Origin of the sequence: Providencia sp. PROV061 (assembly GCF_011045655.1) — a bacterium.
Classification (GTDB): Bacteria; Pseudomonadota; Gammaproteobacteria; order Enterobacterales; family Enterobacteriaceae; genus Providencia; species Providencia hangzhouensis.
The window spans coordinates 3,532,595-3,546,379 of record NZ_CP042861.1 but is presented as its reverse complement, the minus strand read 5'-3'; the positions used below and the strand labels follow the sequence as shown (position 1 = coordinate 3,546,379).

General features: G+C 41.3%; 17 protein-coding genes. 3 read left to right on the top strand and 14 right to left on the bottom strand.

Features of this window, described 5'->3' with window-relative positions:
- Nucleotides 1-4 precede the first annotated feature (4 nt).
- Entirely contained in the window at nucleotides 5-418 is a 414-nt protein-coding gene (nrdI, locus tag FVA72_RS16365) for a class Ib ribonucleoside-diphosphate reductase assembly flavoprotein NrdI (protein WP_004257105.1), read from the bottom strand.
- Nucleotides 419-426: 8 nt separating this feature from the next.
- Nucleotides 427-654 carry a glutaredoxin-like protein NrdH gene (gene nrdH / locus FVA72_RS16360; RefSeq protein ID WP_036957963.1) on the bottom strand — a complete coding sequence of 76 codons (228 nt, stop codon included), beginning with the start codon at nucleotides 652-654 and terminating at the stop codon, nucleotides 427-429.
- A 288-nt stretch (nucleotides 655-942) separates the two neighbouring features.
- On the opposite strand from nrdH, the gene FVA72_RS16355 reads away from it, so the two are divergent.
- Both FVA72_RS16355 and cspE read left to right on the top strand, forming a co-directional pair.
- A complete protein-coding gene (locus FVA72_RS16355; protein WP_004257101.1) occupies nucleotides 943-1,401 on the top strand; it encodes a methylated-DNA--[protein]-cysteine S-methyltransferase in 459 nt (152 codons plus the stop codon).
- A gap of 216 nt (nucleotides 1,402-1,617) precedes the next feature.
- The gene (cspE, locus tag FVA72_RS16350; protein ID WP_004257099.1) at nucleotides 1,618-1,827 is read left to right on the top strand and encodes a transcription antiterminator/RNA stability regulator CspE; all 210 of its coding nucleotides are present in this window, start codon (nucleotides 1,618-1,620) and stop codon (nucleotides 1,825-1,827) included.
- Nucleotides 1,828-1,970: 143 nt separating this feature from the next.
- On the opposite strand, the gene lipA is transcribed toward cspE, so the two are convergent.
- The 9 genes from lipA to rsfS all read right to left on the bottom strand — a co-directional run bounded on the left by lipA (nucleotide 1,971) and on the right by rsfS (nucleotide 10,561).
- Nucleotides 1,971-2,936, bottom strand: a complete 966-nt coding sequence (gene lipA / locus FVA72_RS16345) for a lipoyl synthase (protein WP_004257088.1) — start codon at nucleotides 2,934-2,936, stop codon at nucleotides 1,971-1,973.
- A gap of 123 nt (nucleotides 2,937-3,059) precedes the next feature.
- A complete protein-coding gene (gene lipB / locus FVA72_RS16340; RefSeq protein ID WP_071585879.1) occupies nucleotides 3,060-3,674 on the bottom strand; it encodes a lipoyl(octanoyl) transferase LipB in 615 nt (204 codons plus the stop codon).
- Nucleotides 3,675-3,904: 230 nt separating this feature from the next.
- Nucleotides 3,905-4,168: a DUF493 family protein YbeD gene (gene ybeD, locus FVA72_RS16335; RefSeq protein WP_004257083.1), complete on the bottom strand. Its 264-nt coding sequence runs from the start codon at nucleotides 4,166-4,168 to the stop codon at nucleotides 3,905-3,907.
- Nucleotides 4,169-4,318: 150 nt separating this feature from the next.
- The gene (dacA, locus tag FVA72_RS16330; RefSeq protein ID WP_094961795.1) at nucleotides 4,319-5,530 is read right to left on the bottom strand and encodes a D-alanyl-D-alanine carboxypeptidase DacA; all 1,212 of its coding nucleotides are present in this window, start codon (nucleotides 5,528-5,530) and stop codon (nucleotides 4,319-4,321) included.
- Between the two features lie 171 nt (nucleotides 5,531-5,701).
- Nucleotides 5,702-6,676: an endolytic peptidoglycan transglycosylase RlpA gene (gene rlpA / locus FVA72_RS16325; protein WP_110591307.1), complete on the bottom strand. Its 975-nt coding sequence runs from the start codon at nucleotides 6,674-6,676 to the stop codon at nucleotides 5,702-5,704.
- A gap of 13 nt (nucleotides 6,677-6,689) precedes the next feature.
- Nucleotides 6,690-7,802: a peptidoglycan glycosyltransferase MrdB gene (mrdB, locus tag FVA72_RS16320; protein ID WP_004257071.1), complete on the bottom strand. Its 1,113-nt coding sequence runs from the start codon at nucleotides 7,800-7,802 to the stop codon at nucleotides 6,690-6,692.
- 37 nt (nucleotides 7,803-7,839) lie between these two features.
- A complete protein-coding gene (mrdA, locus tag FVA72_RS16315; protein WP_004257068.1) occupies nucleotides 7,840-9,729 on the bottom strand; it encodes a peptidoglycan DD-transpeptidase MrdA in 1,890 nt (629 codons plus the stop codon).
- A 32-nt stretch (nucleotides 9,730-9,761) separates the two neighbouring features.
- The gene (rlmH, locus tag FVA72_RS16310; RefSeq protein WP_036957956.1) at nucleotides 9,762-10,232 is read right to left on the bottom strand and encodes a 23S rRNA (pseudouridine(1915)-N(3))-methyltransferase RlmH; all 471 of its coding nucleotides are present in this window, start codon (nucleotides 10,230-10,232) and stop codon (nucleotides 9,762-9,764) included.
- A 2-nt stretch (nucleotides 10,233-10,234) separates the two neighbouring features.
- Nucleotides 10,235-10,561 (bottom strand): ribosome silencing factor, encoded by a 327-nt coding sequence (gene rsfS / locus FVA72_RS16305; protein ID WP_110591308.1) that lies wholly within the window; start codon nucleotides 10,559-10,561, stop codon nucleotides 10,235-10,237.
- A 263-nt stretch (nucleotides 10,562-10,824) separates the two neighbouring features.
- Between rsfS and FVA72_RS16300 the strand changes: the two genes are divergently transcribed.
- Nucleotides 10,825-11,550 carry a YbgA family protein gene (locus FVA72_RS16300; RefSeq protein WP_110591309.1) on the top strand — a complete coding sequence of 242 codons (726 nt, stop codon included), beginning with the start codon at nucleotides 10,825-10,827 and terminating at the stop codon, nucleotides 11,548-11,550.
- Here FVA72_RS16300 and nadD read toward each other — a convergent pair.
- From nadD to lptE, 3 genes are read right to left on the bottom strand one after another with little or no spacing between them, the layout of a single operon-like run.
- The gene (nadD, locus tag FVA72_RS16295; protein WP_110591310.1) at nucleotides 11,538-12,203 is read right to left on the bottom strand and encodes a nicotinate-nucleotide adenylyltransferase; all 666 of its coding nucleotides are present in this window, start codon (nucleotides 12,201-12,203) and stop codon (nucleotides 11,538-11,540) included. The two genes, FVA72_RS16300 and nadD, sit on opposite strands and share 13 nt — an antisense overlap.
- Entirely contained in the window at nucleotides 12,196-13,227 is a 1,032-nt protein-coding gene (gene holA, locus FVA72_RS16290) for a DNA polymerase III subunit delta (RefSeq protein WP_004257053.1), read from the bottom strand. The genes nadD and holA overlap by 8 nt, the downstream gene beginning before the upstream one ends.
- Entirely contained in the window at nucleotides 13,227-13,766 is a 540-nt protein-coding gene (lptE, locus tag FVA72_RS16285; protein WP_036957952.1) for an LPS assembly lipoprotein LptE, read from the bottom strand. Before lptE ends, holA begins: the two co-directional genes overlap by 1 nt.
- Nucleotides 13,767-13,785 lie beyond the last annotated feature (19 nt).

Below are 13,785 nucleotides of genomic sequence, written 5' to 3'. Positions count from 1 at the left end.
AACTCTAGTTGTTTGTACGTTGCCAAAACGTTTTTAGGCCTTGTTGAACGGACTGAACATCTTTATCAGTACCAAGAAGTTCAAAACGATATAGGTAGGGGACATGGCATTTTTGCGCAATGATATTTCCAGCTATCGCATAGGCATCACCAAAATTGGTATTACCCGCAGCAATAACACCGCGGATAAGTGTGCGGTTGACTTCAATATTAAGAAATTGGATCACCTCTTTTGGGACAGCACCTTTGCTACCACCACCACCGTAGGTCGGCAGCAATAAAACATAAGGTTTTGTCGCAATTAGACTATTTTCGTGGCTTCCAATAGGCAACCGCGTTGCTGGGACACCTAGCTTTTCAATAAAGCGATGGCAATTTCCTGAGCGACTTGAAAAATAGATGAGTGATTCCGTTTTCATAACACCACCTAAGCGGCTAATAAGCTAATCATGTCTGGTCGAAAACCTGCCCAATGTTTGTCTCCCGCAATAACAACGGGAACTTGCTGGTAGCCTAATTTTCTGACTAATTCAAGAGCTTGGCTGTCTTCAGTAAGGTCAATGATTTGGTAGGAAATAGATTTGCGATCTAAGGCTTGATAAGTTGCATTACACTGAACGCAGTTAGGTTTACTATAAATGGTAATCTCAGCCATGTTATTTACCTTTTGAATGTTTAATAGCAGTAAAAATAAGGTGCGTGACATATAAATACTATATATAGATTTTTAACTTATCAACCACACAATATGTAGTGAATAAAAAATATTGAATGATAATTATTCTAATTATTAGCTAGGTGGTTATTAACATTGAAAATAAAAAAGTATGGTATTGGATGATTCAGATAGACTCTCTAAGAAAAAAGATCATTGCAAAGTGGAAATAATTTACTCTATAACTGTATATACAATCAGGTAATTGAGTCCTTTTGAGGAGATACTATGTACCATCAATATTTAGCAACACCGGATAAATTTCCTAAACCGTGGATACATATTACGGCTGATGATGACGGAATAACGAGCCTCTATTTTGTGGATGAAAAAACAGAAAAAGAAACGAAGAATGAGCACTCCAAGCTTTGTGTGAAAGAATTAAAGGAATACTTTAATCATAAAAGAACCGTTTTTACGGTTGCATTAAATCCACAAGGAACAGAATTTCAGAAAAAAGTGTGGAAACATCTTTGTGGGATCCCTTACGGGGAGCGATGGAGCTATAAAGATTTGGCGTTAAAGTTAGGCTCCGTAAATTATTGTCGTGCGGTCGGTATGGCAAACTCACGTAATCCAATCTCATTAATTGTTCCTTGTCATCGCGTACTTGGGCATGATGGAAAATTAGTGGGGTATACAGGGGGCTTAGATATTAAAGATTGGTTACTTTTGCATGAGAAGTAAACACTAAATAATTAGTTATAGGTAATACTATTGGTTGTAATAATTACTATTGATAAGAATTATTGTCGAAATCAGAACCTATTCTATCGATAAATAATATTTTTTTATCTTTTTAGTCCATTTTCGTGATCTAGGTTGTAGACAAGTAACTGAGAAATCTGATGTACTGAGCTTGATACAGATGGTGTGTCTATTTTATTTTAAAGGTAATATTTGATGTCTAAAGTTAAAGGTAACGTTAAGTGGTTCAACGAATCTAAAGGTTTTGGTTTTATCACTCCAGAAGATGGTAGCAAAGATGTATTTGTTCACTTTTCTGCGATTATGGGCGATGGTTTCAAAACCTTAGCTGAAGGCCAAAAAGTGGAATTTGAAATTACTGAAGGTGCTAAAGGCCCATCTGCTGCTAACGTTATTCCTCTGTAATTTTTATAATTAAGATTAAAACGAACAGCTGAAAACTCGCCCTAGCTATCTAGGGCGAGTTTTTTTATTTATAAAAATAAAAAAGGCCTGATATAAACCAGACCTTTTTATCAATAAATTGTCTATAAATTAAACAGTTGAGGTTATTTAACTTCTTCGCCTTTAGCTTGTAAATCGGCATGATAAGAAGAGCGAACGAATGGTCCACAGGCTGCGTGAGTGAAGCCCATTGCCATGGCTTCTTCTTTCATTTCATCGAACTCAGCAGGGCTGACATAGCGTTTGACGGGTAAGTGATGGCGACTTGGTTGTAAGTATTGGCCTAGTGTAAGCATCGTTACACCATGACGACGTAAGTCGCGCATAACCTCGATAATTTCTTCATTGGTTTCACCAAGACCGACCATTAACCCCGATTTAGTTGGGATATTTGGATGTGCTTCTTTAAATTTTTCGAGTAATTTTAAAGACCATTCATAGTTAGCGCCAGGGCGAACTTGGCGGTAAACACGTGGCACATTTTCAAGATTATGGTTAAACACATCAGGTGGTGTTGCGGTTAAAATCTCTAATGCGCGATCCATACGGCCGCGGAAGTCAGGAACCAGCGTTTCAATTTTAATTGATGGGCTTTTTTCACGAATAGCACTAATGCAATCAGCAAAATGCTGTGCTCCGCCATCACGTAGGTCATCACGGTCAACAGACGTAATGACGACATAGCGTAGTGCCATATCTTTAATAGTTTGCGCTAATTTTTCGGGTTCGTTGGCATCTGGTGCATTTGGGCGACCATGGGCAACATCACAGAATGGGCAGCGGCGGGTACAAATAGCCCCCAAAATCATAAAGGTCGCGGTACCATGGTTAAAACACTCAGAAAGGTTAGGGCATGATGCCTCTTCACATACAGAGTGTAAGCCATTTTTGCGCATGGCTGCTTTAATGCCTTGAATACGAGTGGAATCAGCAGGAAGCCTAATTTTCATCCAGTCAGGTTTACGTAGAATTTCTTCTCGTTCAGTCACAACGTTTTTGACAGGGATCAGCGCCATTTTGTCGGCGTCACGATATTTAATTCCGCGTTCTATCTGAATTGGTTTACTCATAATATGACGGTTCCAGTTATCTTTTATGCTGATGGATAAGTGATAATTCTAAATAAAACCGAATGGAGACTGTTATCCATTCATTAAAATATTTTTTAAAAATGTTAAAAAATTATAGCATTATTATTGAACAATATGAAATCCTAGTGTGTCACAGAATTGGCGAATTAGCACAGGCTGAACATCGGAAACTGATACTTTGGGAGCAAGATTACTCATTTGAGTCATCTTTAATTCACTGTAACCACAAGGATTAATACGATTAAAGGGTTCAAGATCCATATCAATATTCAATGCGAGCCCATGAAAAGAACAGCCTTTCCTTATGCGTAATCCGAGGGAGCAAATTTTGTCGCCATTAACATAGACACCGGGAGCATCAGGGCGAGGATACGCTGCAATATTAAAATGGGCAAGGGTATTTACGACGGTATTTTCTAATGCGGTAACTAGCTCACGAACACCAATTTTATTGCGTTTTAGATCGAGCATAACATACATCACTTGTTGCCCTGGCCCATGATAGGTAACTTGGCCGCCTCTATCACTTTGGATAACAGGGATATCACCAGGGGCAAGAACGTGCTCCGCTTTTCCGGCTTGGCCTTGGGTAAATACGCGAGGATGTTCAACTAGCCAAATTTCATCATGGGTTTCTGGCGTACGGTGTTCTGTGAATTGGTGCATCGCATCAGAAACAGTTTGATAAGGAGCAAGGCCAAGTTGGCGTATGGTTATACATCTATCTGACAAAATTTAGGTGTCCACGTTGTCTTTATCGTTGCGGGCAGTATAACGCCTATGTTTGCCATACTTCAAGTTAACATACGACTGGATGCTTGCATAAAATGTGATTTAGATTGGAAACAAATGTTATTTAGGAGTGAATATATTGCATTTTAACGTAGGGCATAAAAATGAAAAAGGCCGAATAACAGTAGACTATTCGGCCTTTGATAACTTGTTGTTTAAAGTACAACTTTCACTAACTCTAATGCACCTAACTCAGTATACAAGGTTTCAACTTGTTCAATATGAGTTGCATTGATAGTAATAGAAACTGAGTGATAATTGCCTTTGCTACTTGGTTTTACGTCTGGGCTATAGTCACCTGGCGCATGACGCTGTACCACTTCAATCACTTGATCAACCAGTTCAGGCTGTGCCAAGCCCATCACTTTGTAGGTTAATGGGCATGGGAACTCAAGCAGTTCACCTAATTTCGTTTTCATGGGCACTCCTAATTTTTAAATTGGGCTGCTGGCTGAAAAAGATTGGCTGGTATTAAACCAGCCAATGAGATGTATTCATCCAACAAACATTTCGGTACTTATCTATTTCGATATTTACTATATGGGGACGACTTATTTTAGTTTCAAGTCTTAACCAAACCAGCGATGAAAGAGTAATTTTATGTAGTCAATTAACCGACTGAAAAAACCACCTTCTTCAACATCTTTTAACACTGCTAAAGGGTGCTGTTCGATGATTTTACCATCAAGTTGGAAGCTAATTGTCCCTACTTGTTGGCCTTTGGTTAATGGTGCTTCTAGTTCAGTTGTCGTTAATTCATAGCTGGCTTTTAAATCTTTTAAGCGGCCTCGTGGGATAGTGAGGTATAAATCTTCGGTTACACCTAATTTTACTTCATTTTCATCACCAAACCAGACTGGTACACTGGCAAAATCCACATTGGCTTGTAATGGTTTAACGGTTTCATAAAAGCGGAAACCGTAAGTGAGTAATTTTTTACTTTCGGCATCACGGCCTTTGCTACTTTTACCCCCCATAACAACGGAGATCAGGCGCATGTCACCTTCAGTTGCTGATGCGACAAGGTTATAGCCCGCGGCATTAGTATGGCCTGTTTTGATGCCATCAACAGCTAAGCTCTTATCCCACAACAGCCCATTGCGGTTTGTTTGACGGATGTTGTTAAAGGTAAACTCTTTCTCTTTATAAATTGCGTATTCTTCAGGCACATCACGTACTAGCGCTTGCCCAATAAGAGCCATATCACGTGCTGAACTATATTGGCCCTCAGCATCTAACCCATGAACGGTTTGAAAATGGGTATTTTTCAACCCTAATTTGTTCACGTAACCATTCATTAGCTGAACAAAGTTGGCTTGGTCACCCGCAATATAGTCGGCCATTGCAACACAGGCATCATTACCTGATTGCAAGTTAATGCCACGAGTTAACTGAGAAACGCTAACACGATCGCCTGGTTTTAAGAACATCAATGATGAGCCTTTAAATACTGGGTTACCAGTAGCCCACGCATCATTTCCAACCGTGACAATATCATTTTCACCAATTTTGCCTGACTTAATTGCCTGACCGATAACATAGCTGGTCATCATTTTTGTCAAACTCGCCGGGTCACGGCGTTGGTCAGCATTACTTTCAGCGAGAACTTTGCCTGAATTATAATCAATTAAGATATAAGCTTCTGCATCAATAGCGGGTGCTGCAGGAATTGATGTATTTGGGAAGGTTTCATTAGCGTTCGCAATGTTAGCAGTCATAAGAAGGAGTGCGGAACCCAGCACAGTATGACGCACGATGCGTGATGGAGCGACATTATTCATGGTTTTACCATTACATCCGAAATTCGGTTAACACAAGGAGGCGCAGTTTAGCAAAAGAACGGGATAAGAAAAAAGTGACTTTTGCGCTGTACCAATGATTTTTTGTCAGTTGAATATTGCCTGTATTTAGGTTGCCCAAAATATGATTGAGCAACCTAAAGTTACATAGCTCTATGGCGCAACGACCATTGACGATTGTTTTTTTTCAGACTGTAAACGGCCTTGAACCTCAACAGCTTGTTGCCTTGTACTAAATGGCCCTAGCTGTACTCGGTAAATACCATTATAGGGTTGTAGACGGCCTGGAACATTAAATTGTGTTTTCAACTCATTCAGCATATTTTGCGCGTTGGCTTGGCTACTAATGGCACCAGCTTGAACAAGAAAACCACGCTCTGGAACCGGTTCTTCAGCTACAACGGCTGCAGGTGGCGGTGTTGGTGTTTGCAGGTTCATGTCTGGCATAGTAGGCTGCATCGGTTCTTTGGGCTGCTGAACTGGCAATGTATTTTCCGGAGTTGGCAAGTTTTCCATCACAGGGGTGCCCATTGGGCCAGAACCTAATTGTGGGCGTCCCGGTAAAGCATAGCTCTGTTTCACAAAGTTAGAACCTACTGTTCCTGTCCCTGATAAGGAGCCATCTTGGGCAACTTGAATGGCATCAATTTTAATTTTTGTCGTAGGCATTAAATTCAGGCGGTCAGCGGTAGCTCTTGAAACAGCAATACTTTTACCTGGAACATAAGGCCCGCGGTCATTAACACGAACAACCATCATGCGGCCATTCATCATATTGGTGATACGTACATAACTTGGGATTGGCAAAGTCGGGTGAGCCGCTGTTAATTCCACTGGGTTAACGCGTTCCCCAATCGCAGTCATATTACCTGCAGACTCAGCACCATAAATGGATGCATAACCCACTTGGCTAAATTGTGATGGGTCACGTACGATTTGGTATTGTTGACCATTACGTGAGTAATCATTATTTGCGGTTGGATGATACGGCTCATAATGAGGCTCTGCACCTAATACATCTTGAGTGGGTACATTGGTTGGCACTTGGGCTGGTTGTTTAACTTCATCTGTCACACAGCCACTGAGTAGCGCGGCTGTGACGCCAAGCATTATCCATTGTAAACGCATACTAAGCCTCATTTTATAAACTTTTAGAAAGGAATTTTCGGTGTGTATGTATCGACATGATAATACCGAATCCAGCCATTAAAACAATCAATGCGGAGCCCCCATAACTCACTAAAGGGAGGGGGACACCAACCACAGGTAATATACCACTGACCATACCGATATTCACAAATACATAGACAAAAAGGATTAAGATCAAGCCGCCAACCATAACTCGACCAAAGGTGTTTTGTGCGCTAGCAGCAATATAAAGCCCGCGAATAATCAGTAAAAGGTATAGGCCAAGTAAAATGAGCACCCCAACTAAGCCAAGTTCCTCTGCTAACACAGCAAAAATAAAGTCGGTATGTCTTTCTGGCAAAAATTCAAGCTGTGATTGAGTGCCATGTAGCCAACCTTTCCCCATTAACCCACCAGAACCAATTGCAATTTTTGACTGGATAATATGGTAACCAGCCCCTAATGGGTCAGTTTCTGGGTCTAATAACATCATGACACGGGCTCTTTGGTAGCCATGCATTAAAAAGAACCACAGCAGGGGAATGAAGGCCGCGAGCGCAATCGCTGCAACAGTAATAAGCCGCCAACTCATTCCTGCAAGGAACAAAACGAACAAGCCTGAAGCTGCAACTAAAATTGAAGTACCAAGGTCTGGTTGCGCCGCCACCAATAATGTGGGTACAAAAATCAATACTAGTGCAATTACGGTATTTTTGAATGAAGGAGGGCATAGGTCTCGGTTCATAAAACGAGCGACCATTAAAGGGACGGCAATTTTTGCAATTTCAGAGGGTTGGAACCGAATGAACCCTAAGTCTAGCCAACGTTGAGCCCCTTTACTTATCTGCCCAAAGACATCAACAAAAACCAGTAAAATAACGCAGAAGATAAACAGGTGAGGTGCCCAATTTTCATACATTCTAGGGGGGATCTGCGCCATCACTATCATTACGACGAAGCCTGTCGCTATCTGCCCTAATTTACGCTCCATCATTTCAGGATCTTGGCCGCTAGCACTCCACATAATAAATGCGCTGTATGCAAGCAACGCGATAATAATTAGCAGCATAGGCACATCTATATGCAGACGTGTGGATAACGAAATTTTTTTCTTATCGTCTGTCATATTCTTTATAGCTCATTGTTATTCATGGAATTGCGCATCAGCGATCTTCTCCTGCATTGGTTGCTGACACTGCGACTTCGGTTCGGTTATCACCAAGAAGAACGTGGTCAAATATTTGCCGCACAATATCACCGACTGCTGGGCCTACGCCCCCATTTTCTAAAATAATCGCAACGGCAATAGTGGGTTTATCATACGGAGCATAAGCAATCATTAATTTGTGGTCGCGCAAGTGCTCTGCCAGCTTACTGGCGTTATAGGTTTCATAGCTGAAGACTTGTGCGGTACCGGATTTTGCTGCAGCTTTATATGGTGTGCCAATGAAACTGCGGCGGCCAGTACCATTTGGTGCATTGGCTACACCGTACATTCCATGCTTAGCTAGTTCCCAAAAACCTGAGTTAATATCGCCAATTTGTTTGGTTTCTTTGTCTTCATAAGGCACCATGGCATTACCCAACTTTGTGCCGTAGAGTAAATGAGGGGTCTTAACTTGACCATCATTTATTAATGTCATCAATGCTTTTGACATTTGAATTGGAGTTGCTGTCCAATAGCCTTGTCCTATCCCAACAGGGATCGTATCACCTTGATACCAAGGTTTTTTATAGCGTTTTTGTTTCCATTCACGGGTTGGCATTATGCCAGAACGCTCTTCAGCCAGGTCAATACCCGTATAATCGCCAAAACCAAAACGGCTCATCCATTCAGAAATACGATCAATTCCCATATCATAAGCGACTTGGTAGAAGAAGGTATCCGCAGATTCAATAATGGATTTCGATACGTTAAGTTTACCGTGTCCCCAACGCTTCCAGTCGCGGTAGCGTTTTTCTGAACCCGGTAATTGCCACCAACCAGGATCAAAAATAGTCGTATTTGGCGTGATTACTTTTTCACTCAATGCGGCGACAGAAATAAAGGGTTTTACTGTTGATGCAGGGGGGTAAAGCCCTTGAGTTGTCCGGTTAATCAACGGCCTATCAGGGTTATTTAATAACGCTTGATAATCTTTATTTGAGATACCGTTAACAAACAAGTTAGAGTCATAACTTGGATTAGACACCAGAGCCAAAATTTCGCCATTACGTGGGTCAGTGACCACAACGGCAGCACGGCTAGTGGTTAACAGTTTTTCGATATAGATCTGTAATTCGAGGTCAATGGTAAGGTAGATATCTCGACCCGCTTGCGGTGGTTGTTCATGAAGTTGGCGAATAACACGACCTCGGCTATTCACTTCAACTTCTTCATAACCTGTTTTGCCGTGTAAGATGTCTTCATAATAACGTTCAATACCTAATTTACCGATATCGTGGCTAGCGGCATAATTGGGTAATAAACCTTCTTTATCAAGACGTTCAACATCTTTGTCATTAATTTTTGCCACATAGCCAATCACATGGGTTAGTGCAGAACCGTATGGGTAAGAACGACGTTGGTAGCTTTTGACCTCTAAACCAGGAAAACGGTACTGGTTAACAGCAAAACGAGCGACTTGGACTTCGTTAAGCTGTGTTTTTAGTGCAATAGAGGTAAACCGACGTGAGCGCTTACGCTCTTTTTCAAAATTAGTGATGTCTTCGTCAGTTAAATCGACCACACTACGAAGATTATCTAAGGTTTCTTGTAGATTACTGACTTTTTCGGGCACGATTTCTAACTGGTAAAACGTGCTATTAAGTGCGAGTTGGGTTCCTCGACGGTCATAAATAATCCCACGGCTTGGTGCAATAGGCACCAATTTGATTCTGTTATCGTTTGACCGCGTTTGGTAATCTTCATGACGGACAATTTGTAAGTGATACAAATTCGTCACAAGAATAGACGTTAAAATGACAATCACACCGAAGGCGATAAGCGCTCGGCGGATAAACAAAACTGATTCAGCGGTATGGTCGCGAAAAGGGGTGCGTTGTGTTTTCATCCCATTGCCATTTTGAACATATTTAAACCTGACTATTCCCTGTGATAAGGGTGGTTAGTCGTAATACTCCATGCGCGATAAAGACTTTCAGCAACAAGGACACGAACCAGTGGATGGGGCAGCGTAAGTGGTGAAAGCGACCAGCTTTGCTCCGCGGCTGCTTTGCAAGCGGGTGAAAGACCCTCGGGACCACCGATTAATAAACTAACATTACGGCCATCTTGTTTCCATTTATCGAGCTGTACGGCAAGTTTTGGGGTATCCCAACGATCCCCTGGAATATCCAAAGTGACGATGCGATTTCCTTTACCTACAGCTGCGAGCATTAATTCGCCTTCTTTTTCTAGAATGCGCTTTATATCTGCATTTTTCCCGCGTTTTCCTGCTGGAATTTCCGTTAATTCAAATGGCATATCTTTAGGAAAACGGTGGAGGTAATCCATAAAGCCGGTCTGGACCCAGTCCGGCATTTTTGTTCCAACGGCGATGAGCTGTAATTTCAAACTCAGCTCCAAAGCTTTTCTAATTCATACATACGACGACTTTCTTCTTGCATAATATGAACAATGGCATCGCCAATGTCGACGACAATCCAATCAGAAATGCCTTGCCCTTCAACACCCAATGGCATTAAACCATTTTTTCGGCAAGCTTCGATTAATCTGTCAGCGACTGACATCAAATGGCGGCTTGATGTCCCTGTACAGATGATCATCTGATCGGTAATACTTGATTTCCCTTGAACATCGATAGTAATGATATCTTCTGCTTTAGCATCATCAAGCTGATCGATAATAAATTGTTGGAGTTCAGTTCCTTGCAAAAGGTTCACCTTTTATTCAAATAAACAGAATATCACGTTAAACACTGTTTGTAGTTTGTAGATAAAATAATAGCTGATAACGAATCAAACATATTAACAGCCCTGCTATTTTACCCTAGATTTTAAGAAAAATCGGCTAAATTATTTTTTATTCATTGTGGAGTGAAATTTATAGGGATATCCGTACATTTGAGCAAGAAGTTTGTGTTAACTTTACAAAATAACTCTAGAAACTGTACTCCTGAAAAACATTTTAGGATGAGATAGGTATTATGCAAATAATTAAGCCAAAAGTTTTTATATTTGAAGGGATTAATCATCTTCCTGTTAATATTCATCGACAAGTGAGTTCCATGGTTGAATTTATGACGGATTTTTCCCATGAGGACAGGCAAAACAAAGTTAATGGTATTATTTGCTTTGGCCAGCAACTCCCTGAATTACAGGGGCTATTCCCTGCTAACATTCCAATATTAACCAGTGATAAACTACAAGATACAACGTTCTGGGACTGCTTTTTGACGAAATTGTATACGTTACAAAGGTTAGATGGCTTATACAACGAGTTAACACATCACAACATTATTCAATTTCATAGCTGCCACAAATATCTCATCATGGCGTATTCCCCTGTTGGCTATCAGTATACAGGGCGTTTAGTGGCGAGTATTAAAAGCAGTACCGACCTCGTGTGTTTTTTTAATCAATATAAAGCTTGTTTAATGGAAATATTGGCGACAGTGCCAGCAAGAAACACGGAAGTTAATGCGTTGAGCCATATGCAAGGTTATTTCAAACACAAAGCCACGAAGGATGAGAAAAAACGCTTATTATGGCTGATTAACGACTATTTAGCGGGGAATTTACCGTTAAACAGGCCGTTAGAGATGATGAAACAATTGCTTATTCAATACCCAGACAACTATTTAATAGAGCAAGTCATTTTTGAGCCATATCCGAATAGTTGTTCAATAAGGGAGCTCCCTTATTGCTGGTAAAGATGATGTTGATGAATATATTGCAGAACTGCATCTGGAATTAAATCGTGACAAGAGTCGCCTGAATTTAATTTTTCGCGGATCTCTGTTGCTGAGATATTTACCAGTGGAGTATCTCCAATAAAAATATACCCATTCGCCACTTGGTTTAAGACAATAGGGTCTGTTGTTTGATGTTCTAACAGCCAGTTTTGCATTTTAGGATCGGCAAACTGTGTGGCATATCCCGGTCGGGAACAAACCAATAAATGGCAGTTATCAAGTATCCGCTCCCAGCCGTACCATTTATTAATCGATAATAAGGAATCTTGACCAATAATAAACGCCAGAGGTTTTTCTGGCCCAATTTCTTGGCGTAATTCAACCAGTGTTTCTATCGTGTAAGAAGGGCTATTTTTCTCTAATTCACGTGTATCGATAGCAAATAAAGGCGCATTTTGAATTGCGAGTTTCACCATTTCTAAACGTTGTGATGGCGTCGCTTCTGGTTGTGGGCGATGGGGGGGAACGTGGTTAGGTAACAAGATAACTTTTTCGAGCCCAACTTGTTGAGCAAGTGCTTGCACTGGACGTAAATGGCCAAAGTGAATGGGGTCGAACGTCCCACCGAATAATGCGAGCAAGTTATGTTGTTTTGAAAATGAGTTACTCATGAATAAAATTCTCTGCAAATGCTTTACCACATAATAGCATAGACAGTGACTGCAGGTCAGGCCATGGAGAATGGCTAAAATCTTGTTTAATATTGATTTCTGCTTGCGTTAATAACATTAATGCAGATTGTAATTGATGCAATGTTAAACGTTGTAAGGCTTCCGTGAGCACACCTCGGCGGTTTTGCCACACTTTGTGTTGATCAAATAATGTCTTTAACGCGGTTGTTGCCGACTGGCGTTTTAATGTAATAAGTAACATTAGATCGCGCTGGATTGATCGCAATAAAATAACAGGCTCAATATCTTCTTGCTGCAATTGCTCTAAAATATGCCATGAACGGCGGGATTTACCCGCCAATAGGGCATCAACCCAATGGTAGGGAGTAAAATGCGCAGAGTCATTAACGGCACTCTCAACCCGAGGATAGGTGAGTTTACCATCTGGATAAAGAAGAGACAGCCGCTCAAGTGCTTGCGCCAAACCAAGTAAATTCCCTTCATAACAGTAACAAAGTAGCTGGTTAGCTTCGGTTTCTAACGAAAGCCGCATACTGTAGGCGCGTTTAGAAACCCATTGTGGTAACCGCTGATATTCAGGCGTTAGGCAGCTGATATAAATAGCATCTTGGCTAATTGCTTTAAACCAAGCACTGTTTTCTTGTGCTTTAGTGAGCTTATGACCACGTAACACAAGCAGGAGATCTGAATGCAGTAATTGCGCCAGTTGGTTCAGCTTTTCAGCCATGGCGGCATTAGGGCCATTTTCAGGCAACAACAGCGTGAGAGTTTGACGGCTAGCAAATAGGCTGAGAGCTTGGCAGAGGCTAAAAATCTCATCCCAATCAGTATTTTGCTCTAGAGAAAACGAAAAATGCTCTTCAAAGCCTTGCTCTTGTGCCGCTTTGCGGATGGCATCTTGGCTTTCTTGAAGAAGAAGGGGCTCATTGCCCCAAATTAAATAGCGGCCTCTTAGAGACTCTTGTAACGAAGAGGCCAGCTGTTCAGGGTAGATACGTGTCATTATGGTTGAGTATTCGTATCAGCCGCTTGGTTTTTTGCTTTTTCAAGTTCTGCTGAATGAACAAGCAATAATTTACGCACGATATTGCGTGCAGCTTGTTCTTGCATTTCTTGCCTTACAATTTCTTTTTCCGCATCTTTCGCCAGTGCTTCTAAAGGGTTGTCGAAGAAAGTGCGTTCAACACGGCTTTGTAAAGGATAGATAGCACCATCAGGCATTAACACTTGCACATTCATTACCAGTGTTAATTGTTTCTCTGCCGCTTTACCATCTTGATAAACGGACACAGTTTCAGTGTTCTCATTAGAACTCAGAACTTTCAAAATGGGAACACCGGCTCTTCCAGTTTCGAGAATGGTCACATTATTGAGCCGCAGTTGTTCCCTAAGCGCCCTTGTAAGGTAGCTATATGGATCACTTGAACTTAGCTGCAAAGTTCTCAGTTCCTCAGGAATTTGAGTTGTTCCTTGAAGACGAAAACCGCAACCTGCGGTGACTAGCACCGCCAGGCTCAAAAATAAAGTTATCAGATAACGCACCTGGCCTCCTTATCAGCCA

Bases quoted from the DNA above. Each gene is read 5' to 3' on its own strand.
- nrdI (WP_004257105.1), bottom strand. From the start codon at position 418: ATGAAAACGGAATCACTCATCTATTTTTCAAGTCGCTCAGGAAATTGC.
- nrdH (WP_036957963.1), bottom strand. From the start codon at position 654: ATGGCTGAGATTACCATTTATAGTAAACCTAACTGCGTTCAGTGTAAT.
- FVA72_RS16355 (WP_004257101.1), top strand. From the start codon at position 943: ATGTACCATCAATATTTAGCAACACCGGATAAATTTCCTAAACCGTGG.
- cspE (WP_004257099.1), top strand. From the start codon at position 1,618: ATGTCTAAAGTTAAAGGTAACGTTAAGTGGTTCAACGAATCTAAAGGT.
- lipA (WP_004257088.1), bottom strand. From the start codon at position 2,936: ATGAGTAAACCAATTCAGATAGAACGCGGAATTAAATATCGTGACGCC.
- ybeD (WP_004257083.1), bottom strand. From the start codon at position 4,168: ATGAAAACGAAATTAGGTGAACTGCTTGAGTTCCCATGCCCATTAACC.
- dacA (WP_094961795.1), bottom strand. From the start codon at position 5,530: ATGAATAATGTCGCTCCATCACGCATCGTGCGTCATACTGTGCTGGGT.
- rlpA (WP_110591307.1), bottom strand. From the start codon at position 6,676: ATGCGTTTACAATGGATAATGCTTGGCGTCACAGCCGCGCTACTCAGT.
- mrdB (WP_004257071.1), bottom strand. From the start codon at position 7,802: ATGACAGACGATAAGAAAAAAATTTCGTTATCCACACGTCTGCATATA.
- mrdA (WP_004257068.1), bottom strand. From the start codon at position 9,729: ATGAAAACACAACGCACCCCTTTTCGCGACCATACCGCTGAATCAGTT.
- FVA72_RS16300 (WP_110591309.1), top strand. From the start codon at position 10,825: ATGCAAATAATTAAGCCAAAAGTTTTTATATTTGAAGGGATTAATCAT.
- nadD (WP_110591310.1), bottom strand. From the start codon at position 12,203: ATGAGTAACTCATTTTCAAAACAACATAACTTGCTCGCATTATTCGGT.
- holA (WP_004257053.1), bottom strand. From the start codon at position 13,227: ATGACACGTATCTACCCTGAACAGCTGGCCTCTTCGTTACAAGAGTCT.